This is a genomic window from Pseudarthrobacter sp. NBSH8 (genome assembly GCF_014217545.1).
GTDB lineage: Bacteria > Actinomycetota > Actinomycetes > Actinomycetales > Micrococcaceae > Arthrobacter.
Map to the genome: position 1 here is coordinate 2,720,431 of NZ_CP043178.1, position 23,001 is coordinate 2,743,431.

Sequence of the window (23,001 nt, forward strand, 5' to 3'; positions counted from 1 at the left end):
TAGACATGATCGGGTCACCTTGACACAGCAGTTTCGGAATCGCCTGGCGGCGCGTCGCAGTTGCCAAGTGGATGTGAAGGCACGGTCCGGATCAGCTTTGGCCAGGCGCACCAAACAGGAGGGGTCAATCTGCTCGACGGCGTCGAAGTCGTTGATCTTGAATGTCGGCCGCGGACCGGGTCTCCCATGACTCGTCATTGCTGCAGCTAAGCCAACACCTAAGCCGCGTTTTCGGCCACCGTGGGCGTCGACTGGCTCGGTTAAGTCCAGCGGCCCGAGTTCTCTCCCCACCAACGTCAAGGCCACAACGTTGTGAAAATACCCCAAGTCATGAACACTCTGGGCGAAAGCGGCCTGGCCTCGATAACAAGGGACTGGACCTTCAGTGACAGGCAATACGTAGATGCCGGGGAAACCATAACCCTCCCCGGCCCGGGTCATCGTCTACCGTATTCCCTCGTAGGAAGGTGCCGGCTGTTTGGTACCGTCGTCTGCTGGCTGGGGCTGCATTGGACCGTCAGACCGCTTCCGCCTGATGGTTAACAGGCTCCAGAGCAGCATCCCCGCAACTGCGAGGGCCCACAACGCGATCCCTATGCGCCACCCCGGCGGTTCGAAGCTTATGGTGATCAGCTTGCCCTTAGCGTCAGCGGGAATGGCCAGCCCAAGCAGATACCCGCCGATGGGGCGATTGGTAGATTGGGCGCCTTCCACACTGTATCCGGGCCAGGGAAGGCGGCTCAAAGCGGCACGGCCGCCTTCGGCCGGCACGTCCTCGACCTTGAGTACGACTTTGGTGTCGTCCCGCGAAACCTCACTCAATTCGGTGCCAGGCCGGGTCCAGGTTACACCTCCGGCAGGGCCCAGGGGCACGTCGCGGCTCCACAGGACGGTGTCGTCAGTCTCCGTTGCGACATGCCATCCGTCGGGAACAGCGGGTATCTCGACTTCTTCATCCCGTGACACGTAATTGTTGGAGGCCATGGCCACTTGCGGTTTGTCGAATGACCGCTTGAGGATCTGTACGTTGTCGAGATGGAGTTCATCGACGAGCAGCAGGCCGGTCTCTGCCCGGCGATCGAAGAGTTTCTCCGCGAGTTCGGGGCAGGTTCCGCCCAGGTACCGCAGACAGAGCAACTCATTGAGCTTGGAGAATCCGACCAGCTGGTAGCGGTTCACTACGTTCGCGTTGCTGAGGTACCACGCGTTCGCCATGAGCGTCTCTTCCCATGTCGCCTTCTCCTGTGGGTAGTCCAGCGGATCCCCCACAACGATGACGTCATTCTGGACGCCCTCGAGCACACCTTTATAGGTGGAGACGTCTTCGGGCTGGTTGGCGATCGACAAGCCGCTTCGGGCAGTCGTGCGGTGCTGAAGTACGGTCGTGGCTGTCGTTGCCAACAAAACCCCGATAGCCAACAACGATAGTGCGGGAAGACCAAACTTATTCCACTTGTGCCTAACGACCTCAGGGTGATTCAACAGCCATCTCATAGACACCAGGCCAGCGACGATCAAGACAGCACACAACGTGATAGTGAAGTAACGCCACGGGGCCTGGGACCAGCCGAGGTAGGACCCAAGCACTACAAGGCCGAGTGCAAAGAAAAGCGACCCTCGACTGATCGAAGGCTGCCTGGAACGGGCCAGTGCAACCACGACCAGGAGAACAGCGGCCAACGCCACGTATGGCATAAAGCGAGCGGGATAGCGCAGGGGGCCTATTGTCGTTGGAAGCAAGACAAAGGCCGCGGACGCTGCGAGGAAGAAGAAAAGGTCCCGCAGATCGGTTGAAAGCTTCTTGAACTGAACCCAGCTCACGAACGCAATGGCGGGTAGGAACCACGCGATATAAGCGGCCGGGCTTGTTGCTGCGGTTCCGGACCACCACCATGAAAGGAGCTGTGGGTAAGCGGTGGCGATCGGCGCCATTAACAGGCTGGTGAAGTCAATGCTCATGTAGTCGTCGTTCCAGATGCCCGTTGTTCCACGCGTGGTGACAGCGGCTGTCAAAACCCCAGGCAGGAACACGACAACGGCGACAAGCCCGATAGATATGCCGGTGAGCGCAATCCTGGCGGCCGGCCACCACGCCTTGCGGATCAGTGCTTCAATACCGACGGCCAGAAGGATAAACCCGATAGCGACAGTCCCAGCGACGTAGCCTACTGTGACTATCAGGTACCCCGTGACGAAAGCCCAGAAGGGGTTTCGTTTGCCAAGCATCAACTGACGTAGCTCCGCCCAGAAAAACGGAAAAATCGCCCACACGAGCGCTCCCGTGACCCATGATGGGGCATCGAAATACATCGTGAATCCGTTCAACGGCACGGCTATGCCTGCAATGAAGGCCCACTCGGGCGACAGCGTGTAGCTCCTCGCGAGAACGAACGTACCAACGCCGGCGAGGACCAGCATGGCCACCTTCAGTGCGGTGGTGAGCACAACCGCGTTAGGGCTGACGTAGGCGAGGAGACCGAACAGCATGACCAGCGGGTTCCAAGTGCCCCACTGCCCCTCCGCGATGTAGTTTCCGCTCGACCAGACTGAGGGGTTCAGGACCGGCACTTTCCCCTGGAGCAGACTCTCGCCAAGGTGATACCACACGCCGTATGCACCGTTCTCGGTGTCATCTTGGAAGTAGAAGCGGCCGTGGAAGATGAGCGGGATAAGGCTTAGCACCAACACCGATCCGGCGGTTGACAGTAGCCACTTCCTGTTGCGTGACGACGGCGATAGGGAAGGCTGCAATTCTGGTTCCGTTCAGTTTGGGCATGCGTCCGCCGCATGACAGCGCGCGAGGGACAGGTTCATAATACCTGAGGGTCCATTCCTCGTGCTCGAGAAGGGTCTCCCCCGCCGCTCAGGGGCGCGGGAGCGGGCTTCGGCCCAACAAAGCCAGCCTGAGCCGGTAGAATCTCCTGACATGACACTGGCTCAACCCGAGACTAACTTGACGCCCCACCGCATATCCGTGGTCATACCCGTCTACCAAGGCGAAAAGACCCTCGTTGGTGTAGTTAACGAACTCCTCCCCTATCGGCAAATGTCAACGAGTAAGGGCGGCCACAATTTCGTCATCTCGGAAGTCCTGCTGGTCTTCGATCACGGCCCCGACGACTCTGCTGCCGTGATCCGCTCTTTGACTCAGTCCATTGACATCGTCCGCGGCGTCTGGCTGAGCCGGAACTTCGGCCAACATGCGGCTACGTTGGCGGGTATGGCTTCGGCAGGTGGGGACTGGATCGTCACCATGGACGAGGACGGCCAGCACGACCCCGCAGCAATCGCCGACCTGCTGGATACGGCCATGGAGCACAACGCCTCTGTCACTTACGCAATGCCGAGCAACCCGGCCCCGCATGGCTTCCTGCGGAACGTCGGGTCGAAGGGCGCCAAAAAAGCAGTGCGCTTCCTGCTGTCCAGCGACGACGCCACGAGCTACCAGAGCTTCAGGCTGGTCACCGGAGAAGTAGCACGCTCTGTGGCCGCCTACGCCGGGCACGGCGTCTATCTGGACGTCGCAATGGGCTGGATTGCTGACAAGACAGCGACTTGCCCGGTCCTGCTGAGGGAAGAAGGCGACCGCCGCTCCGGATACCGGTTGCGGTCGCTGCTCTCCCATTTCTGGCGGATGGTGATTTCGAGCGGGACGCGTGGGCTTCGAATGGTTAGCCTGATAGGTGCAATCTTCGCCTTGACCGGAATCGGACTGGCCATCTATTTTGTCATCGCGTACCTGACCGGCCATGGCGCAGGCCAACAGGGCTGGACGTCGACGATGGTGGTCCTCCTCGTCAGTACCGGCGCAATACTCTTCGCTCTGGGGGTCATCGCAGAATACGTCGGGGTCAACGTCAACATGGCCATGGGCAAACCGGCGTACCTCATTGTGAGTGACCCCGCTCTGGGTCCGCTCGGCAAGACTATCCACAAAGCACCCGCCCAGTTGCCCTCGGGCCCGGTGGCTGATGCAGGCTAGGCCCACGTGGGTCATCGGTGCCGGCGGTCTCCTCGGAAGAGCCGTTGTCCGAGAGCTCGAGTCACGCAAGACACCGGTCTTAACAAGCAAGATCTCGTGGGCTGACCCGGAGGCGGCACTCCGCGAATTCCGGTTCGGCGCCGAGAAGCTGCGGAACGCAGCTGCTTCGGGTCAATGGACTATCGCCTGGTGCGCCGGCGCGGGAGTGACCGGGACCTCACAGGCCGCATTAGACGCGGAACTTTCGTTGTTCTCCCGTGCCTTGGGCGTGTTCGAGGAGACCCTTTGCGCCGACGGTGACGGGCGGATGGGTGCGATGTTCCTTGCTTCTTCGGCCGGCGGAGTCTATGCCGGTTCAAGCACGCCGCCGTTCACTGAGGAGAGCCCCGTGCAGCCACTGGCGCCTTATGGTTTCGCCAAATTAAAGGCGGAGGCGGCGGTGACGGATTTTGCGAAGCGGACAGCGGTCCGGACTCTCATCGGAAGGGTCAGCAATCTTTACGGACCGGGACAGAACCTCCGGAAACCGCAGGGCCTTATCTCAGTGTTCGCCAAGGCTCACCTGACTGGCGCACCGGTTTCGGTCTACGTGTCGTTGGACACGCTGAGGGACTATCTTTTCGTTGACGACGCCAGCCGGTTGGTGTCCGATGGAATCGACAGGCTCGTCCTGCCGGACGTCCTCCCTGGCGAGACCATCGTGAAGATCCTTGCCTCTCAGAGGGCGGATACGATCGGCAACCTCATTGGTGCATGCCGCGCTATCTTCAAGCGCCGTCCGTTGATTATCCTTGGCGCCTCGCCCTTCGCTAAAGCCCAGGCACACGACCTTCGGCTGCGCTCCGTGGTTTGGCCTGAGCTGGACGAACACCCTGTGACTCCGCTTGCTGTTGGCATCAACTACACCGTGCAGGAAGTCCAGCGGCTGGCGGTATCAGGAAAGCTCTGATGTGCTCCCACACCAGGCCTGTGGGCACAAGGATTGTGATGCCCCCTGCCGTCTTCGGTAGTCTGGGGTGTGAAGTTGCCGGTTACCGGCCCTAGAGTTCGGAGATTATGTGGCTTCCACGAAGCAACCCGATTCCCCAGTGGAAGTTGTGAAGGGTATCCATGATGGTCCCCCCGGTCCCCTACTGAGAATCATCAAGGATCAGCGGATCGCTTTCCTGTTGGTTGGAGTCAGCAACACTGCCTTCAGTACCGGATTATTCGTGGCGATCGCCTGGGCCTATCCTGCGCTACCCTCGCCAGTCGTGCTGAGTATCGCATTTGTCGTTTCCCTTGTCGCAGTCTTTTTTGTCTATCGGAAGCTTGTTTTTCGGGTGAAGGGCCACTTCTGGCTGGACCTCGGGCGTTTCACGTTAGTCAATCTAACGATGTTCTTCACCAACATGGCGCTGCTCCTGGTTGCCCATGAAATTCTCGGATATCCGAAGATCCCCGCCCAGATCGCGATCACGTTCGTGACAGTTTTCATCAATTACTTCGGGCACAAGTATTTCTCGTTCCGCAGACGGCCTGAACCCGCTTCCCCCACACAAGCCACCGAGGAAAGTGCACCATGAGTCCCAAAGTCTCCATCGTCATTCCGGCCTACAATAACGTGCAGTACATCGAAGAGACTCTCCAGTCCGTCTTGAACCAGACCTTCGACGACTACGAAGTGGTTGTCGCAGACCACTCCTCCATTGACGGCACGGCTGAAGTGATCGCCCGATTTAAGGAACACCCAAAAGTCCGGGTGCTGTCCCCCACCCCGACAGGCGGCGGCGCCCAGGCAAACTGGAACCGTGTCAGCCAGGCTGCAACCGGTGAATACCTGAAGCTCGTGTGTGGCGATGACCTGATTGCGTCCAATGCCCTCACCCTGCAGGTCGCAGCCCTCGAGGCAAATCCGGGTGCCGTGATGGTCTCCTCGCATCGGGATCTGGTAGATGCGAACGGCCGCCTGTTCCTGAAGGGACGTGGGCTGCAGGGCGTAGACGGACTGGTCAGCGGCCGCCAAGCCATCCGTGCAACTGTGCGTGCAGGTTCAAACATCTTCGGCGAGCCAGCATGCTCCTTGTTCAGGCGGGATCTTCTTGCCCAGGAAGGCTGGTGGGACAACACCCATCCGTACCTCATTGACGAAGCGACCCTCGTGCGGATCTGCCGTCACGGTGACTTCGTAGCGCTCCGGGAAACCTTGGCGTCATTCAGGATCAGCGCCAGCCAATGGAGCGTCCGGCTCGCCCGTCAACAGTCAGGCCAGGCGATTGCTTTTCACAATCAGCAGCGAGCGGATGATCCTACGCTGCTAAGCCGGCTCGATGTGACGGTAGGTAATGCCAAAGCCATCGCCATGTCCTACGCGCGGCGCCTGGCCTACGTCCGCCTGAACCGCCGCATGGGGCACCAACACGCCGTAGAGAGTACTGTCTGACAACGGAGCTTGGCGAACTGCCGGGCACCAATGGTGTAAACGTTCGGAGGGGCTAGGCCCAATACCGTTTACTTAGGCGGTTTGGGTATTCGTTTGAGTTGCCAGCCGGACATCTTGCGTTTGACGACGCGGGGGTTGATTCGTTGTCGGCGTGGCGGCAGGAGGTCGTGGAGGATCTCGCCGGTGAAGCTGGTGAAGGCTTTCCGGAGTTTTTCAGGGGGAAAAAGCCGGGCGGTCGGCGAGGGTTCGCCGGGCCGCCCGGAGGGTGCGTGTAAAGGAAAACCGTAAGGGGTCTTCTTCGAACAGCAGTGCGACCTCGCCGATGAGGGACCGCAGGGCGTAGTGGACGCAGAGGTAGCCTTAGATTTCCTGGAGGACCCCGTCGGGGGTTTTGGAGCGCAGGACGATTCCGGGGCCGCGCTGGTGTGTTTTGAGTTCGTCGAAACAGGACTCGATTTCCCAGCGCCGTCCGTAGAGGTCTGCCAGGTCCTGCGCCGGTGCTGTGTCAGGGTCCAGGATGGTGGTGATGAGGCGGAAATCGCTCGTGCTGGCGCCGGTGGCGACGGTGTATTCGATGACCCGGACGGGGATTGCGTCCGTGTTGTTCCGGCGGGCCTTGGGGTTGGCGTAGACCGCGGAACGGTACGAGCCATCGGGCAGTTCCTCGAGCACCGGCAGGACGTTGCTGGCCTTCATGCGCCATAGCAGTGCCGCGCCGGTTGCGGCACTGTCCCGCCACGCGTGGTAACTGAAGAACCCGCGGTCGGCCATCAGCAGCATGGAGGCATCCAAGTCCGCGTGCAGCCCCGGGAACATGTCCTGCTCAGCCGTGCCATAGCCAGTGACCACGGCTCCGATCACCGCGTGGGTGCCGCACTCCACGAGTCCGAGAACCCGGGCCTGTGGGTAGGCGCTCTTGATCTGGGTGGCCGTGCCGGGCCGCCCGTAGTACTTCTCGTTCGCGGGCGTATCTGCGATGTCCAGGCACGTCCCGTCAACGCTGACCAGCCGCCAGTCCTTGTAAAAACCGCTGCTTCCCGGTGCCGCGAGGGGCTTGGCGACCTCCGCGAAGAGTTCAGCCATCACCGTCGAACCAAGCCGCGTGCGCGCCTTGAAAATCGCGGCCTTCGTCGGCATTTGCCATTCCCTGAACCGGCCCGTGATCCACTCCATTCCGGAGAGCAGGGACCGCATCACCTCTTCATACGAGCCAGAGGCGAACAACGCCATGGCCATGACGTAATAGACCATCAGCCGAGACGGCAGCAGCCTGTTCCGCACTTGGCGCGCGCCCGTGCGGGCGATCACCCGGTCCACCACATCCGGCGGGAAAGCGCGCGTCAAAACACCCAGCGAGACATGGTCACTCAAACGCTCCTGGGTTTCGGGCTTAACATTTCGGGCTTAATCCATCCGCTGCGAGCCATGCACCAAGATTAACAGAACCTGCGCTAAGTAAACGGTATTGGGGCTAGGCCCCTCCGAACGTTCTTCACTTTAAGGTGAGATGGCTGCGGGCAGCGTGGCGCCGGTCATTTTCCGGGGCCGCCGTCGAACCGTTAGTGCCTCGGCGACACTCCAGAACACAGTGACAGCAACAGCGAAAATAATGCTTCCAATGACAACTGGCCAGCCGGGTGGACTGAAGCGAAGGACGATGTCCTTACCCTCGGAGCCGGCGGGAATGTCGAGACCCACAAGGTAGCCCCGTAGCGGCGCTGCCAGGCTCGCACCTTCGGCAGTGTAGCCGGGCCACGCCAGCCTGCTAAGAACGGCATTTCCTGCGCCGTCGTCCAATCTGTTCACCCTAATCACCACTTCCTGACTGCTTTCTGAGACCACCGTCAGGTCCGCGCCAGCGGAAGCCCAGACAACCTGGCCTGTGTTCAGCAGTGGCATGTTCCGGGCCCACATCACAGAATTTTCTGACCGGCTGGTTTCATGCCATCCCGCGGGCGGGGTGTCCCGAAAGGCGTCGTTGGCCTGAGGCTGCGGATCCCGGAGTATCTGGACGGTATCCAAGGAGAGGAGATCCGCGAGTACATCGCCCGTGGTCTCATCGGTTTCGAACAGCTTTCTTCCAGCAGCCGCGCAGGTCCAGCCGTGGCTTGAGATACAAAGATCCTCTGCGTACTCGGCAAACATGATGGGCGAGTACAGGTTTTGAACCTCCGCTGGATTCAGGTACCAGGCGTTGGATGCCAGGGTCTCGTCCCAGATTCCAATACCGAGTACGGTGGGATCTCCCACCACAAAGGTACCGCCTTTGGCACCTGGAAGCTGTTGGGTGTACCCGGCCGATGCGTCGGGCATCCGGTAGTCAGGCAGCGGTGAGCCTTTGAACGCCGCATGCTGCCCACCTGCTATAACGAGGCTGATGAGAATGGGAACGGCAGCTGTGAGTGCCGGCGTCCTGAAACGACCCCTAACCCGGCCCGAGTATAGGAAAAAGTACAGCACTGCGATGCCCGCCACGGATAGCAAGCCGAATGAAGCGGCCAACCGGAAGGATGGAAACTGGGTCCACGCCAGATAGAGACCGGAGACGACAATAGCCGCAGTAAACGCCAATCGTGCCCGGCTCAAAGCTGCGACCCGGTAGCGTGAAACGAGGACGGCAGTACCGATGAGCACCGCCAAGGAAACGTAGGGCATAAGCCGGACAGGAAAGCGGAGGGGTCCAAGGTCACTGGGTGCCAAAGTCAGCCCCAGCGACAGCAGCCCGAAGACACCGATTGCAGCCAACTCCTTGATGCCACCCCTGACACGCCCGTAATTAACGAGGACGAGTGCGGGCAGGAACCATGCCACATAGAGGAGGGGCACGGGCGCAAAGCCGCCCCACCAGCCTGTGACCTGAGGCAGGCTCCCAGGCACCCATGCTGTGGCCAGCCCAGTCAGGTCGAGGGTCAGGAACCCGCTGTTGACGATGCCGCCGGTCCGCGCCGTTACGGGGGCCGTCAGGACACCGGGCAGATAGACAGCCAGCGCCACAGTGCCACAGACCAGACCTGTCAGCAGGAGCCTGAGGGCGGCGCGGCGTGACGCGTGGACCCAGGCTTCAGTCAGAAGCCCAAGGAAAAGGATGGCCAGCATGAGCGTTCCGTGGACATAGCCGATGGTTATCAGCACGTATGACGTCGCTAGTGCAAGGATGGGGTTGGCCCCCGCGAAGGCCATCCGATGCAGACCAAACCACGCAAGCGGTAAAAGACTGAACACCATGAGCCCGGTGACCCACGAGGCGGCATCCATGTATACGGTGAAACCGGTCAAGGTCACGGCAACGCCCGCGATGGCTGCCCACTCCGGACTGGCTTTGTAGCGGCGGGCCACCAGGAACGTCCCGGCCGCCAGGACACAAAGGAATGTAATCTTGAGAATCGTGGAAAAGACGACAATGTTGGGTGATTTGCTCGCTATCAAGCCGATCAGGAGAATCAGCGGATTCCAGATCCCCCATTGCCCCTCAGCCGCATAGTTGCCTGCTCCCCAGGCACTGTCGCTAAACAGGGGCCACTCCCCCGAGCTGATTTTGGCGCCGATCTCAAACCAGATTCCAAATGCCCCGGCCTGGGTGTCATCGTAGTAATAGAACCTGTTGTTGGTGACGAGCGGGATCAACGATCCAATCAACGTGGCGCCTACAGTTGCCGCGGTCCACGCAAGGTCGCGCCGCATTGGCACGTGGCTCACAAACTGCCCTCGACTTCGGCTTCGGCCGAGCGCCGCCGCAGCTCTTTGACCACGCCATGCACTTCGCCGTCCATCACCACTTTGCCGTGCTCCAGGAGGATTCCACGTTCGCAGACGGTTGCCACGAGATCCAGGTCATGGCTGACGACGAACAGCGTCTTCCCCTTGGCCGACAGTTCCTTGATCTTCGCGATGCACTTGCGCTGGAAAGGTTCGTCTCCGACGGCAAGGATTTCGTCGATAAGGAAAACTTCGGGGTCGGTGTGTACAGCGATGGAGAACGCGAGCCGGAGGTACATTCCCGATGAGTAGAACTTAACCTCTGTGTCGATGAACTCCCCGATCTCGGAAAATTCCACGATCGAGTCGAACATCTCGTCAATCTGTTTTTCGGTCATTCCGAGGATGGCGCCATTGAGGTATACGTTGTCGCGGCCGCTGAGGTCGTGGTGGAAGCCCGCACCCACCTCGATCAGTCCGGCTACCCGCCCCCGGGTGCGTACTGTTCCGCCGTCGGGCTGCAATACCCCTGAGATGAGCTTGAGGAGTGTCGACTTTCCGGAGCCGTTCAGGCCCAGGAGCGCGACAGTCTCCCCCTGCTTTACTTCCAGCGATACGTCCTTCAGAGCCAGGAACTTCTTGGACAGGTCGCCTTTCCGTCCCTTGACCAACCACACGAGGGCCTCTTTGAGGGACCTGGTGTGGCGAAGGACGAACTGCTTTCGCAGGTCGATGCAGCTGATCGCTACATGGCCAATCGTCGTCATGTCAGAGCTCCTGTGCAAAGTGGATGGCGAGACGACGGAACGTCAACTGTCCGACGAAGAGGATAACCAACGTGGTCAGCATGGCGACCGGAAGCCACAATGTCAGCAGGTCCGGTGGCATCGTTCCGCCGACGAGCTGATCGGACTTCAATGACGGTTCCCAGAATGCCCAGTGAAAGACTTCCACGGCGACCGTCATAGGGTTCAGCTGGTAGATCCAGAACCAGGGGCCCATAACACGTTCAACCATCGACCACACGTAGAGGACCGGAGAGGCCCAGGTGACGACCATGACGATCATGTCAACGATGTTCTCCGAGTCGCGGAAATAGACGTTGACTGAACCGAATATCAACCCCAAGCCCGTAGCAAGAACTGCAACCATCAGGAATATCAGCACAACAGCTGCCAACTGGAGGACCGACGGCGTCCAACCAACCACAAGACAGGCCCCGATGAGGACCAGCACTTGAGGGAGAAAGTGCGCCGCCGAAACCCATACAGTCGCGACAGGAAAGAGTTCGCGCGGCAGATAAATCTTCCGGATGAGATCGCGGTTGTCCACGATCGAACGCGTTGCGTTGGACAGCGATTCCGTGAAGAAGTTGACCAAAACGATTCCGGCAAAGAGGTAGATCGCATAGTTGGGCGTCCCTCGCTGGAGGTTGAGGAAGATGCCCAGTGCCACAAAGTAGATCAGGAACTGGACGAGCGGTTTAACGTACGACCACATCAGCCCGAGTACGGAGCCCCGGTAGCGAACTTTGATTTCTTTGCGGACCAGCAGTTTCAGGAGGAAACGGTCCCCGTAAACATCGAGGAGACCGCGCCCACTCCCCGGCTTTATGAGCTGGTCGATCTGGCCCACCATCTAACTTTTGTCCTCGGAATTCGCTTCGAAGGTCTTTTTCCACGACTCCAGCGAGCTGATCTCGGCGACAGCGTCCCTGTACTGCCGGGCGAGCTTGTCCCACTCACGGAAGAGCTGCAGATGCAGCCGGGTTGCCTCCGTCAGCATCGATTTCAGCTTTTTCGGGTCACGTTGGTACCACGAAGCTCCTGTTCCTTCGGCATTGGACACCACCACGCTGTCGTAGTGGGCAACCCGGAACCAGCGGTTATCCCGGTGGGCAAGATATCCTTGCGGCCGCTCGCCGCTTTCTGGGCCCGATGCCTTGATCAGCTGCCGCGCAACTGTCTTGATACCCCAGGGAATGAGCTGCTTCTTGCTGGGCATTCCGACGACGGTTCCCCCCATGGGACCGCGGCCCAGTTTCGGTGCGGGAAAGTCGTTGACGTCATCCTTCAACTGCGCGTCCGGGTAGTAGGCCTTCAAGGCGTTGATTTCAGGCAGCTTGGTGCCGAGCACCCGGTGGAGCTCCTGGGGCCCTTTGAAGAGGTCTTTTAGAGCCTCGATCCGACCATGTTCGGTGAAGTACTGCATGGACACGAGGTGTTTCACGTCGGCCTGAACCGATTCCCGCAGGACGCGGCCGCCCTTCGGGTACGGGCTGTGGATCAAGGTGGTAATCAAGCGGTTGCGTTCGTGGAAGTACGCCTGCCATCCCACGAGGTCGTCCTTGTCGATCCACGAGACGTGCCACACGGCAGCACCGGGGAGCGATACCGTCGCGAAACCGGCTTCCCGCGCCCGGAGCCCGTATTCGGCGTCGTCCCACTTGATGAAGAGCGGCAGGGAAAGGCCAATCTCACGGATGACCTCAGTGGGAATCAGGCACATCCACCATCCGTTGTAATCCACGTCGACGCGCCGGTGCAGCCATGCCGTCTGGCGGAGGTTGGAGATGCTGAAGTCGTGCCGGGTTTCCATGTCGGCGTGCGGCAGCGCCGGGACGATCCGGAAGGGATCCACAACCTCACCGAAGGTGTGGAGCACACTGCGGTTGTAAAGGTCGAACATATGGCCGCCGACGATGGTCGGCTTCCTGCAGTGGTCGGCGAAGGTCAGCAACCGGACTATGCTTTCGGGCTCGACCACAATGTCGTCGTCCAGGAGCAGCACGTAGTCACTGCCGTTCTCCACCGACTCGTACATCCCGCGGGCGAAGCCACCCGACCCGCCCAGGTTTGCCTGGTTAATGACCCTGAGCTTTCCGCCCAACGAGTCTTTGATGGCGGCGTAACCGTCCTCTGCCTCGACTTTGTGTGTGCCCTGGTCCACGATCAGGATCTCTTTGACGTTCTCCAGGACGGTGGGATTCTCTGCCAGGATGCGCGCATTGTTCAGGCAGAAGTCGGGTTTATTCATGGTAGTGATCTGAAGTGTCACCTGGCCCTTGGAAGCACGGCTGCTCCCGGCCTGCCATTCTCCGTTCTCCAGGAGGAGTTCGCCCGTACTTGCGGCGAGGTCGAACCAGTACCAGCCGCCGTCGCCAAACGGCTTCAACGTGAGGTCAAAGACAGACGTGGCAGTGCCGTCGACGTGTTGGCCATCCACGCGCTGAACGGACCCTCGTGCGTTGGACTTGTATACGGTGACAGTTCCGGTGCCGCTGGTCCTGACTACCAGTCGAACGTCACGGACATCGGTCCAGCGCCGCCAGTAGCTGGCCGGGAAAGCATTGAAGTATGTGCCGAAGGATATCTGCTCACCCGAACGCACCCGCATTGAATGCCGCGACAGCAAATCTTCGAAATGTGCCTCACGGCTTCCCGAACTGAACATCTGCAGTTTTTGTTCCGGCAGCTTGGGGGTGCGGGCCAGCTCGTCATTTTCGCGCAGCCGGATGCCGCTTGCCGTTCCCGCATCGACGTACAGGGACACTGTGTCTGGCTGGTCCTGCGATGGCAGGATGACGCGCTGGATTGTCGCCCAGTTTGTGGTTACTTCGTGTGCGCTCATGCGTCCACTCCTCCACTTTCAAGCTTGGCGCCGCTTTCGAAGTGCGGCCGGATCTTGTTGTCGAACATGGTCAGGGCTGAGCCAATGGCCATGTGCATGTCGAGGTACTTGTAGGTGCCCAGTCGCCCGCCAAACAACACGTTCTGTTCAGCGGCGGCGAGATCACGGTATTTGAGCAGCCTCGCCCTGTCTGCGGCCGTGTTGATCGGGTAGTACGGCTCATCGCCCTTTTCGGCAGCGCGGGAAAACTCGCGCATCACAACTGTTTTGTCAGTCCGGTAGTCCCGCTCGGGGTGGAAATGGCGAGGTTCGATGATCCGCGTAAAGGCCACGTCGGCGTCGTTGTAGTTCATCACGGACGTACCCTGGAAGTCCCCGACATCCAGCACTTCTTCCTCGAAGTCGATGGTCCGCCACGAAAGCTCGCCTTCGGCGTAGTCGAAGTAGCGGTCTACAGGCCCCGTGTAGATCACCGGAATCCTGCCGACCACGTTGCCCTTGCTGTACTCGTGCGTTTCGTCGAAGAAATCGGTGTTGAGCCGCACTTCGATGTTCGGATTCTCCGCCATCTTCTCAATCCAGGCGGTGTAACCGTTCGTGGGCAGACCCTCGTATGTGTCATTGAAGTACCGGTTGTCGTAGTTGTACCGAACCGGGAGCCTTGAGATGATGCCGGCGGGCAGGTCCTTCGGATCCGTCTGCCACTGTTTGCCGGTGTAGTGCTTGATGAATGCTTCGTACAGCGGCCGGCCGATGAGCTGGATGCCCTTGTCGTTCAAGTTCTGCGGGTCCGTCCCGGCGAGCTCTCCGGCCTGTTCCTGGATCAGGGCCTGGGCCTGGCCCGGTGTGAGGTTCGCACGGAAGAACTGATTAATTGTGGCCAGGTTGATGGGCAGGGAATAGACCTCGCCCTTGTGTACGCCATAGACCTTGTGGACGTAGTTCGTGAAGGCGGTGAACCGGTTGACGTATTCCCACACCCGCTCATTGGACGTGTGGAACAGGTGCGCACCGTAACGGTGCACCTCGATGCCCGTCTGCTTTTCTTTTTCGCTGTAGGCGTTCCCACCGATGTGGTGTCGGCGGTCGATGACCACCACCTTCAAGCCGAGCTCAGTCGCGGCCTGCTCTGCGATTGTCAGGCCAAAAAAGCCCGACCCTACAATGACGAGGTCAGCGTTCACGACTCTCCTGTGTGGTGGATTGCAGGCACAGCTATGCCCGGGTTTACTGGTCAAGGTTACCGCGACGAAGCAGCCGACGTTCCGCTCTGCCGGGCTCAGAGCCTGACGACGTTGCCCGTCCTCGCGGACTCCAGCACCGCTTCTGCGACACGGAGGGTCTCCAGCCCCTCGGCCATTGTGACAATGTTCATTGACTTTCCCAATACGGCATCCCTGAACGCCTCATGCTCCATTTTCAGGGGTTCACGCTTGGCCAGGGCGAATCGAATACTGGATCCCTCGGATACGCCCCGGAACGCCGCCATGGATTCCCACTCGGTCTGGAAGGTTCCGTTTTCGACAAAAGTGAGGTCGGCCGAGATCGTATCTGCGATGAACGCCCCCCGCTCGCCCAGGACAATGGCTGTGCGCTCCTTCAAGGGAGAGAGCCAGTTCACTATGTGGTTCGTGACGACGCCGCCGCTCAAGTGCCCGATGGCTGTCACCATATCCTCGTGCTCGCGCCCGCTGCGGGACGTGGTGTGGGCCACGACATCGACGTAATTCTTCTGGGCAAGCCAGGCGGTCAGATCAATGTCGTGTGTCGCGAGGTCCTTCACCACGCCCACGTCTGCGATCCGCGCCGGGAACGGGCCCTGCCTTCGCGTGGATATCTGGTAGACATCGCCCAGATCCCCGGCCTCGAGTCGCGCGCGCAGGCTCTGAAGGGAGGGATTGAACCGCTCAATATGGCCCACGGCACCAATCAGCCCCCTGCTTTCGAAGGCGGACGCAATCCGACGGCCAGCCTCAGAATCACCGGCAATAGGCTTCTCCACCAGGCAATGGATGCCGGCTTCTGCCAACTGCACCGCCACTGCCTCATGGAGATTGGTCGGAACTGCTACTACGGCCAGGTCGATGCCTTGGGCGATCAGGTCATCGACACCGTTGCAGACGGTCAGGCCGTCCGCCACGCCGTGCGGATCGCCGAAGGAATCTGCCACGGCGACAAGGTCCACGCCGTCCAGCTCCCGGATCACCCGGGCATGATGCCTGCCCATCATCCCGAGTCCAATGAGTCCTGCACGCAAGTTTGGCATCAGCTTCCTGCCTTCGCGACTGCGTTCACGGCAGCAACGATCCGCTCGAGATCGTTCTGGCTCAAAGAAGGGTGGACCGGAAGGGAAAGAACCGTCCTTGCCGCCTCATCGGTGGCCGGCAATTCGTCGTCTGTCTGGAATGGGGCCAGCCGGTTATTCGGAATCGGGTAGTAAATGCCACAGCCAACGTTGTACTCCTCCCGCAGGGCTTTGGCGAAACCGTCCCTGTCTTCGCTGACCCGAATGGTGTACTGGTGATAGACGTGCTGGCAGCCCTCGGCCACAGTCGGAGTGATGACACCCTCAAGATGGGCATCCAGGAATGCAGCGTTTTCCTGGCGGATCCTCGTCCAATCCAACACCTTTGTCAGTTGAACGCGACCGATGGCGGCGTGAATGTTGGTCATTCGCGCGTTGAAGCCAACGAGTTCATTTTCGTACTGGCGTTCCATGCCCTGGTTGCGAAGCAGACGAAGCCGACGCTCGACATCCGGAAGACCGGTGCTGACCATCCCTCCCTCACCAGAGGTCATATTCTTCGTCGGATAAAGGCTGAACATGGCAAAGTCACCGAATGTTCCCACCCTCTGTCCGTTCACCGCAGCTCCGTGTGCTTGCGCTGCATCTTCAAAAACCTTGATGCCGTGCTTCGACGCAAGGGCGCCGATGGAGTGGACGTCAAATGGGTGGCCGTAAAGGTGCACCGGCATAATGCCGGCCGTCTTGTCAGTAATCCTTGATTCAACGGAGGATGGGTCAAGGGTGAAGTGTTCCAGCTCGATGTCCGCGAAGACCGGAGTCGCACCCGTCAGTGCGACAGAGTTGGCTGTCGCGGCGAACGTAAACGAGGGGACAATGACTTCATCCCCCGGTCCGATTCCGGCCGCGAGAAGACCGAGGTGAAGCCCGGACGTTCCGGAGTTGACAGCCACGGCAGCGCGCCCGTCGAGCAGGACGTCGGAGAACTCCTGTTCGAAAAGGGCCACTTCCGTTCCTTGAGCCAGCTGGCCCGTAGCCAGCACGGCATCAACGGCCTTGCGCTCGTCGTCGCCAATGATGGGCTTGGCGGCGGGGATGAATTCCTGGCTCATACTTCAACCTCTCGAAGAACTTCGTCGTTTTCGACATACAGGGCACCGGTCTCAGGGCAGACCCATTGCTCACCGACTCGCTCCAACGGGAACCCCGCCTTTCCGACCCAACCGCGACGTTTGGCGGGAACCCCTACCATGAGTGCAAAGTCGGGAACGTCGGTGGTGACCACAGCGCCGGCCGCAATTGTTGCCCAGCGGCCGATCGTCAGAGGTGCCACACAGACTGCCCTGGCTCCGATAGATGCGCCGTGCTTGATGGTTACGCCGACAGGTACCCAGTCATGTGCGCTCTTCAGCTCACCCTCCGGCGTGATGGCCCGAGGATACGTGTCGTTAGTCAGCACGACGGCAGGTCCAATGAAGACCCCGTCGCCCAATTGGGCTGGTTCGTATACCAGAGCATAATTTTGAATTTTGCAGTTGTCGCCCATCGTGACTCCTGTCCCGATGTAGGCGCCACGGCCAATAATGCAGTTTGCGCCTAGCAGGGCCTTTTCGCGTACTTGGGCCAGATGCCAAATTCTGGAACCCTCCCCAACAACCGCATCAGCTGACACATCGGCGTTATCCGCAATTTCTACCACCCGTGGACGTCCTTCCTCATAAGCACACGACAACGTCATTCATCCTATCTGGCGGGATGGTTGCCCCTCGACACGCGGTGCACCACAGGACCGTCGTTATCCACATGGCGTGTGCCCGTCGAGACAGGCTTCGGATGCAGTGGCTAGCGTTGAAGTGTAGGACAGCCAACCGTTAGGAATTCAACATCATGCCGCTGGAGTGTACGCTCGTCCGCAGCCCCGGTAGTGGGCTGGTCCGGACACCACTGGAACTCACGGTGGACGCGTCCATTGGCACCTGCGGTGCTGACCTGCAGGCCGAACTCGGGGCCAGGTTCGGCACCGGCGCCCTGTCAGTGGACGGCGTGATGCTCGCCTCCCTCACGGTGGGCGAGCCGCCGCTGGTAAACGGGGCGGTGATCGTCGACGGCGGGACGCGGAGCCTTGCAGGCAAGTCGCGGCGGCCTTCCGGACCGCCGGCGCCGCTCGCCCTTGCAGTTCTGAGCGGCGCCGGCGCCGGGACAGTGGTTCCCCTGAGGCGCGGAACGTACAGCATCGGCCGAAGCAACGCGGACATCGTTATCCCGGATTCTGAACTGTCCAGGCGACACGCCCTCATTTTTGTTTCCGAAACTGCCATCACCATCGAGGACCTTGACAGTGCCAACGGTACGGAAGTCGACGGCGAGCGGGTAAGAAAAACGGTGGTGGCCACCGGATCCGTCATCCGTTGCGGCAACTCCACGATGTCGCTGATCTTCGTGGATGCTCCCGGCGTGAGGCTGGAAGAAGCAGGATCAGACGTACACGAGCCCCTTCTGATCCAACGGCGCATCGACGCCGTTAACCGTGGCGCACTCGTGCTGACGGCCGTCCTGCCGTTGGTCATCGGTGTGGGGCTGGCTGTCATGACCGGGATGTGGATGTTCCTGGCCTTCACCGCGGTGTCTGCGGTCTCCGTCCTTGTGCCGGTCGTCTCCGGGAAGCGTCAACGCAGGGACTTGGCCACAGCGGTGGCGACCGCGGTCCGCCACGACCAGGAGCGGCGTCGACGCGCTGCTCCACCGCTGTCCGATCTTGTGGTCAGCGGCCCGCCGTCCGGCGCTTCGCATGAACGGGCTCCCGGCGAACATAGGATCTGGTTACGCGTGGGTTTGGCCGCCCAACGTGCAAATATCCGATTCGAGCCGGCCGCGCCTGGACTGGGGGTCCCGTCGGCCGGAGTTGTTCCGCTGGCCCTCGATCCGGCCAATTCCTTGACCACTGTCAGCGGCCCTGGTGAGTCCCTCGAAGGTCTGATGCGGTCGCTCATCATGCAGCTCGCGGGCTACCCGCGGGCCGGCCGCACGCGCGTGGTGGTCCATGGTCCGGCCGGTCAGCTTCCACTCAGCGCCCGGTTCCTGCCCAGAGTTACGCTGACGGCCACGAAGGCCGCAGCAACAGCCGCGCTGGCAAGGGAGTCTGCCCCAGCAACCAGACAAGGCGTGCTCCTGATGATCAACGCCGGCGACCCGGCGGACGACGGGATCAAAACTCTCGCGGCGGAAAACCACTGGCAGGTCATTGTTTTCCGGACCCGGCTTGTTTCCGTGGCACCAGCGGACATCGAACTCGGTGAACGCATAGCAGAGCTGCACGGACCGGAGGGGCCCATTCGTTTTGTGCCGGACCTGGCACCGGAAGACGTCTTCGGCAGCTTTTGCCGCCTGCTTTCCCGTGCTGCCGCGCCCTTCAACAGCAATGCGTCAATCGTGCCGCAAACTTGCCTGCTCCGCGACCTGCTCAACCCCAGCAAGTCTGAAACGTCAGCGCGCTGGGCCGCTTCCCGCCACGAACCGGGACTCCCCGTGCCTATCGGTCAAACCGCCGACGGCACCCGCTATCTGGATCTCCAAACCGACGGGCCCCATTTGCTGGTGGCCGGGACCACCGGGTCGGGAAAATCCGAGCTGCTGCGCAGCATCACCGCGGCATTGGCGCTCAGCCACCCGCCGGACCGCATTAATTTCCTGTTTGTCGACTTTAAAGGCGGATCAGGGCTTGCGCCCCTGCAAGGCCTTCCACACTGTGTGGGGATGCTCACCGATCTGGCCAGCCACGAGCTCGACCGGGCGCTGGTATCCCTTCGGGCGGAAATCCGGCTGCGGGAAGGAATACTGGCGTCCGCCCAGGCGCCTGATCTGGCTTCATATCGGGCCTCCCGCACGACTCGGGATGCTCAGCTCCCCCACCTAGTTGTGATCATTGATGAATTCCGGATGCTGGTTGAGCAGGCGCCGACAGCCCTGACCGAACTCATGAGGATCGCCGCTATCGGGCGCTCCCTGGGCATCCACCTGATCATGGCGACGCAGCGGCCGCAGGGCGCCCTGACGGCCGACATTCGGGCGAACGTCACAACCAGCATCGCCCTCCGCGTCCAGTCCGACATGGAGTCGATGGACATCATCAATTCCGCGGCCGCTTCAGCCATCAGCCTGCATACACCAGGGCGCGCTTTCCTGGCGCGGGGCACTGAAGAACCAGAGGAGTTCCAGGCTGCCTCCCTGACGGAACCGACTGACAGGAGCGTTCCAGGCCGCCTGCGGGTACGTCTAGCCTCGGAATCGCTCAAGGACCCCACCGGCGAACTACCCGCGGCGGACGACCACGAAGACCTGACACCCGCGATGGCGGCCGCGCCCATGGTCGACATGACGTCCAGCCTCTGGGTCCGCATGGATGGGCAGCCGGCAAGGCCACCCATGGCTGCCCCGCTCCCGCACGTCCTGCAACGCCCGGTGGCGCCCGTTGCAGCCGTGACCGGCCCTGCATTCGAGCCCGGGGACGGGAACCCACAGGGGTGGGCCATAAGCCTCGGAATGATGGACCTGCCCTACCAGCAACGGACAGCACCGCTCGACTGGCTCCCTTTCGAACACGGGCATCTGGGACTCGTTGGTGCCCCTGAGGCAGGCGTGCCCGACGCCCTGAAGGTTATGGTCAACGGACTCGCATCCCATCAGTTCGAAGCGCATTTCTACGTCCTCGACGCCGACGGTTCCTTGGACGGCATCGAGTCGAACTGCCGCGTTGGCGCCAAGGCCGGTCCACAAGACCTTCGACGTGCCGTCCGAATTCTCGAACGCCTCAAACAGGAGCTGTCACTTCGGCTGGGCAGCTCCCCCGACCATCACCGGACTCCCCTGCTGCTGATTATCGCCGGCTGGGGAACGTGGGCTTCGTCCTTCCGGTCCGGGCCGCTGGCCTGGGCGGAAGAACTGGTCCACGATCTTCTGCGGGATGGCAGCCGCGCAGGAATCATTGTCGCCATTTCGGGACAAAGAGAGCTGGTGACCGCCAGGTTCTACGCCTCAGTGCCGAACCGTTTCTACTTTCCATACTGCTCAAACGACGACAGCCGCCTCGCGTGGCCGAAAATGCCCGCCACGTCTGAAGTCCCTGGCCGGGCGGTGGCCTTCGGACCGCTCGCGGCAGGCAAATCTGCCGTCTGCCAGTTCTTTACAACGTCCGACGACGAAGAATCTCTGTGGACTGACCCAGGAAAAGCCGGCGGCCATGCAGTTGTCAGACGGCCCTTCCGTGTGGATTCGCTGCCCGCCAAGGTATCGATAACAGAAATGATGGAACGTGCAATGCCGAATAAGGGAGAATTGCCGGCCCGGCCGGGAACCCACGGTCCGAAGGTTCATCCAGAGACTCCTGGACCACGGACCTTAGTCATTGGGCTGGGCGGAGACGAACTGGCGCCGGTCTCCGTCCGGATTCCGGCAGGCGGAGTTCTCGCCGTGCTCGGAGGGCCCGGCGGCGGCAAGACCAACTTTCTGCGCCTGTTACCGGAGCTGAACGCCGGGACGGCACAGTGGCTGGCACCAGATGCAGGCGCTGACGCCTGCGAGTACTGGTCCGTTGCGCTTCAGAAGGCTGCCGCCGGCACGGTGGGCAGCCATGCCATCGCACTTGTGGACGACGCAGACCTTCTGCCCCAGTCAGCGCACCAGGACCTTACGGAACTGAACAACAGAGGGATCAGCGTGGTTTTCACTGCCGGGTTCAGTCCGATGCTGGTCCAGCGCGTGCCCCTGGCGCTCAGCGCTCGGGGTTCGGGGACCGGGCTGCTGATTGCACCGCGCAGCCTCATGGACGGCGACCTGTTTGGCATCAGGTTCGACGCGGAGCCAAATCCGCCACCGGGCCGCAGCGTCCTGGTAACGAACAGCAGGCCGGTGCCGGTCCAGCTGGGCTGGGTTCCTGACACGTAGAAAGCCCGTGCCCATCAGCAGGATGAGCTGGACGGGAACTCAGACAGCCGGCGGGGAACCGCCCGTCCGTGACGCATAGGCGACGACACGCTTGTCGAACAGCAGCACAATTGCGAGGAGCGCGGGAAAGAGCATGGCGAGCCCGGCCCAGACGAGGCCCCCCGTCAGGGTGGGGACGCCCACTGTCAGGACAAACAGCTGGGCCACCAGGGAAGCAGCCCGTGTCCAGCGGTATCCGCGGAACAGGAAGTGCCCCACCGCGAACAACCACGCCGCGAAGGCGAGGAGCAATGCCATCGTGAACACGGCGCCCCAAAAGGAGAGGACAGGCGCACCCGTCGCAAGTTCATATCCGTACCAGGTGGCCGCGCCAAGCAAAGCTGTGGCTTCAGCGGCGACAACCAGCGCAATGACCGTTACGCTGGCCGGACGTCCGGCCAGCTGGCCGGTGGGAAATTCCTGGCCATTCTGCGGCCCCGATCCGCCCGGGGAAGAGTCCGGGGAACCGTCAGCGGAAGTGTTCGAGGGAGGTACGGGGGGTCTTGACACACTGGCACCCTACCGGAGATAGTCGGACAGTGGCGGGGGTCGGCAATGCCCGTGTGATGTATCGCTCAGCTATCCGGGGATTCCATGCTCTATTACCCCTTGTTTACACAGCGTTAACATGACAGGCTTGACTGAGATGACCAAGGGGGCCCCTGAGGGCCCCTTTCCTTTGTAGCTACTAGTGAATTATTTCACAATCGGCTTATCCCAGAATTGGAGCAACTGATCAGCATGGATTGGCGTAACCGCGCGGCGTGCCTCGACAAGGACCCGGAACTGTTTTTCCCGGTAGGAAACACAGGGCCTGCCCTCCTCCAGATTGAGGAAGCCAAAAGCGTTTGCCGCCGCTGCCCCGTCGTTGACACATGCCTCCAGTGGGCGCTCGAATCCGGCCAGGACGCCGGCGTCTGGGGCGGCATGAGCGAAGACGAACGCCGCGCCCTCAAGCGCCGTGCCGCACGCGCCCGCCGCGCCTCCTAAGTTCGGTCCATCCAGGTTTGGTCCCACGGGCCCAGCCTGAACGGGCCCGGTCCTAAT

16 protein-coding genes and 1 pseudogene are annotated in these 23,001 nt (G+C 61.1%); 6 read left to right on the forward strand and 11 right to left on the reverse strand.

Translation table 11 applies throughout. From position 1 onward, the window contains the following. Nucleotides 1–444: 444 nt before the first annotated feature. Nucleotides 445–2,682, reverse strand: coding sequence for a hypothetical protein (locus tag FYJ92_RS12515; RefSeq protein ID WP_185261008.1), 2,238 nt, complete (start codon nucleotides 2,680–2,682; stop codon nucleotides 445–447). A gap of 244 nt (nucleotides 2,683–2,926) precedes the next feature. Here FYJ92_RS12515 and FYJ92_RS12520 point away from each other — a divergent pair, with 244 nt between their 5' ends. The 4 genes from FYJ92_RS12520 to FYJ92_RS12535 all read left to right on the forward strand — a co-directional run bounded on the left by FYJ92_RS12520 (nucleotide 2,927) and on the right by FYJ92_RS12535 (nucleotide 6,404). Beyond that, nucleotides 2,927–3,982, forward strand: coding sequence for a glycosyltransferase (locus FYJ92_RS12520; RefSeq protein ID WP_185261009.1), 1,056 nt, complete (start codon nucleotides 2,927–2,929; stop codon nucleotides 3,980–3,982). Beyond that, nucleotides 3,972–4,931, forward strand: a complete 960-nt coding sequence (locus FYJ92_RS12525; protein WP_185261010.1) for an NAD-dependent epimerase/dehydratase family protein — start codon at nucleotides 3,972–3,974, stop codon at nucleotides 4,929–4,931. The genes FYJ92_RS12520 and FYJ92_RS12525 overlap by 11 nt, the downstream gene beginning before the upstream one ends. 109 nt (nucleotides 4,932–5,040) lie before the next feature. Next, nucleotides 5,041–5,547: a GtrA family protein gene (locus tag FYJ92_RS12530; protein WP_185261011.1), complete on the forward strand. Its 507-nt coding sequence runs from the start codon at nucleotides 5,041–5,043 to the stop codon at nucleotides 5,545–5,547. Further along, nucleotides 5,544–6,404, forward strand: coding sequence for a glycosyltransferase family A protein (locus FYJ92_RS12535; protein ID WP_185261012.1), 861 nt, complete (start codon nucleotides 5,544–5,546; stop codon nucleotides 6,402–6,404). The genes FYJ92_RS12530 and FYJ92_RS12535 overlap by 4 nt, the downstream gene beginning before the upstream one ends. A gap of 213 nt (nucleotides 6,405–6,617) precedes the next feature. Here the strand turns inward: FYJ92_RS12535 and FYJ92_RS12540 are convergent. From FYJ92_RS12540 to FYJ92_RS12580, 9 genes and pseudogenes are all read right to left on the reverse strand, one after another. Then, nucleotides 6,618–7,831 (reverse strand): annotated as a pseudogene (locus FYJ92_RS12540) (IS4 family transposase). A 70-nt stretch (nucleotides 7,832–7,901) separates the two neighbouring features. Next, nucleotides 7,902–10,100, reverse strand: a complete 2,199-nt coding sequence (locus FYJ92_RS12545; RefSeq protein WP_185261013.1) for a hypothetical protein — start codon at nucleotides 10,098–10,100, stop codon at nucleotides 7,902–7,904. After that, nucleotides 10,097–10,867, reverse strand: coding sequence for an ABC transporter ATP-binding protein (locus tag FYJ92_RS12550; protein ID WP_185261014.1), 771 nt, complete (start codon nucleotides 10,865–10,867; stop codon nucleotides 10,097–10,099). The genes FYJ92_RS12545 and FYJ92_RS12550 overlap by 4 nt, the downstream gene beginning before the upstream one ends. 1 nt (nucleotide 10,868) lies before the next feature. Further along, nucleotides 10,869–11,738 carry an ABC transporter permease gene (locus FYJ92_RS12555; protein ID WP_185261015.1) on the reverse strand — a complete coding sequence of 290 codons (870 nt, stop codon included), beginning with the start codon at nucleotides 11,736–11,738 and terminating at the stop codon, nucleotides 10,869–10,871. After that, nucleotides 11,739–13,730, reverse strand: coding sequence for a glycosyltransferase (locus FYJ92_RS12560; RefSeq protein ID WP_185261016.1), 1,992 nt, complete (start codon nucleotides 13,728–13,730; stop codon nucleotides 11,739–11,741). Beyond that, complete coding sequence (gene glf / locus FYJ92_RS12565) at nucleotides 13,727–14,914, reverse strand: UDP-galactopyranose mutase (protein ID WP_185261017.1); 1,188 nt, start codon at nucleotides 14,912–14,914, stop codon at nucleotides 13,727–13,729. The genes FYJ92_RS12560 and glf overlap by 4 nt, the downstream gene beginning before the upstream one ends. A gap of 95 nt (nucleotides 14,915–15,009) precedes the next feature. Beyond that, a complete protein-coding gene (locus FYJ92_RS12570) occupies nucleotides 15,010–15,996 on the reverse strand; it encodes a Gfo/Idh/MocA family protein (protein ID WP_185261018.1) in 987 nt (328 codons plus the stop codon). Then, nucleotides 15,996–17,087, reverse strand: coding sequence for a DegT/DnrJ/EryC1/StrS aminotransferase family protein (locus FYJ92_RS12575; RefSeq protein ID WP_185261019.1), 1,092 nt, complete (start codon nucleotides 17,085–17,087; stop codon nucleotides 15,996–15,998). The genes FYJ92_RS12570 and FYJ92_RS12575 overlap by 1 nt, the downstream gene beginning before the upstream one ends. Further along, nucleotides 17,084–17,713 (reverse strand): acyltransferase, encoded by a 630-nt coding sequence (locus FYJ92_RS12580; RefSeq protein ID WP_185261020.1) that lies wholly within the window; start codon nucleotides 17,711–17,713, stop codon nucleotides 17,084–17,086. The genes FYJ92_RS12575 and FYJ92_RS12580 overlap by 4 nt, the downstream gene beginning before the upstream one ends. A 149-nt stretch (nucleotides 17,714–17,862) precedes the next feature. On the opposite strand from FYJ92_RS12580, the gene FYJ92_RS12585 reads away from it, so the two are divergent. Further along, nucleotides 17,863–21,915, forward strand: coding sequence for an FtsK/SpoIIIE domain-containing protein (locus tag FYJ92_RS12585; RefSeq protein ID WP_185261021.1), 4,053 nt, complete (start codon nucleotides 17,863–17,865; stop codon nucleotides 21,913–21,915). A 39-nt stretch (nucleotides 21,916–21,954) separates the two neighbouring features. On the opposite strand, the gene FYJ92_RS12590 is transcribed toward FYJ92_RS12585, so the two are convergent. Next, nucleotides 21,955–22,464: a hypothetical protein gene (locus FYJ92_RS12590; protein WP_370525964.1), complete on the reverse strand. Its 510-nt coding sequence runs from the start codon at nucleotides 22,462–22,464 to the stop codon at nucleotides 21,955–21,957. A gap of 231 nt (nucleotides 22,465–22,695) precedes the next feature. Between FYJ92_RS12590 and FYJ92_RS12595 the strand changes: the two genes are divergently transcribed. Continuing rightward, on the forward strand, nucleotides 22,696–22,944 hold the full coding sequence (locus tag FYJ92_RS12595) for a WhiB family transcriptional regulator (RefSeq protein WP_003804966.1): 249 nt from the start codon (nucleotides 22,696–22,698) through the stop codon (nucleotides 22,942–22,944). Nucleotides 22,945–23,001 lie beyond the last annotated feature (57 nt).

Excerpts from the sequence above, each read along its gene's own strand:
- FYJ92_RS12520 (WP_185261009.1), top strand. The coding sequence starts at position 2,927 with ATGACACTGGCTCAACCCGAGACTAACTTGACGCCCCACCGCATATCC.
- FYJ92_RS12525 (WP_185261010.1), top strand. The coding sequence starts at position 3,972 with ATGCAGGCTAGGCCCACGTGGGTCATCGGTGCCGGCGGTCTCCTCGGA.
- FYJ92_RS12535 (WP_185261012.1), top strand. The coding sequence starts at position 5,544 with ATGAGTCCCAAAGTCTCCATCGTCATTCCGGCCTACAATAACGTGCAG.
- FYJ92_RS12550 (WP_185261014.1), bottom strand. The coding sequence starts at position 10,867 with ATGACGACGATTGGCCATGTAGCGATCAGCTGCATCGACCTGCGAAAG.
- FYJ92_RS12555 (WP_185261015.1), bottom strand. The coding sequence starts at position 11,738 with ATGGTGGGCCAGATCGACCAGCTCATAAAGCCGGGGAGTGGGCGCGGT.
- FYJ92_RS12560 (WP_185261016.1), bottom strand. The coding sequence starts at position 13,730 with ATGAGCGCACACGAAGTAACCACAAACTGGGCGACAATCCAGCGCGTC.
- FYJ92_RS12570 (WP_185261018.1), bottom strand. The coding sequence starts at position 15,996 with ATGCCAAACTTGCGTGCAGGACTCATTGGACTCGGGATGATGGGCAGG.
- FYJ92_RS12575 (WP_185261019.1), bottom strand. The coding sequence starts at position 17,087 with ATGAGCCAGGAATTCATCCCCGCCGCCAAGCCCATCATTGGCGACGAC.
- FYJ92_RS12580 (WP_185261020.1), bottom strand. The coding sequence starts at position 17,713 with ATGACGTTGTCGTGTGCTTATGAGGAAGGACGTCCACGGGTGGTAGAA.
- FYJ92_RS12585 (WP_185261021.1), top strand. The coding sequence starts at position 17,863 with ATGCCGCTGGAGTGTACGCTCGTCCGCAGCCCCGGTAGTGGGCTGGTC.
- FYJ92_RS12595 (WP_003804966.1), top strand. The coding sequence starts at position 22,696 with ATGGATTGGCGTAACCGCGCGGCGTGCCTCGACAAGGACCCGGAACTG.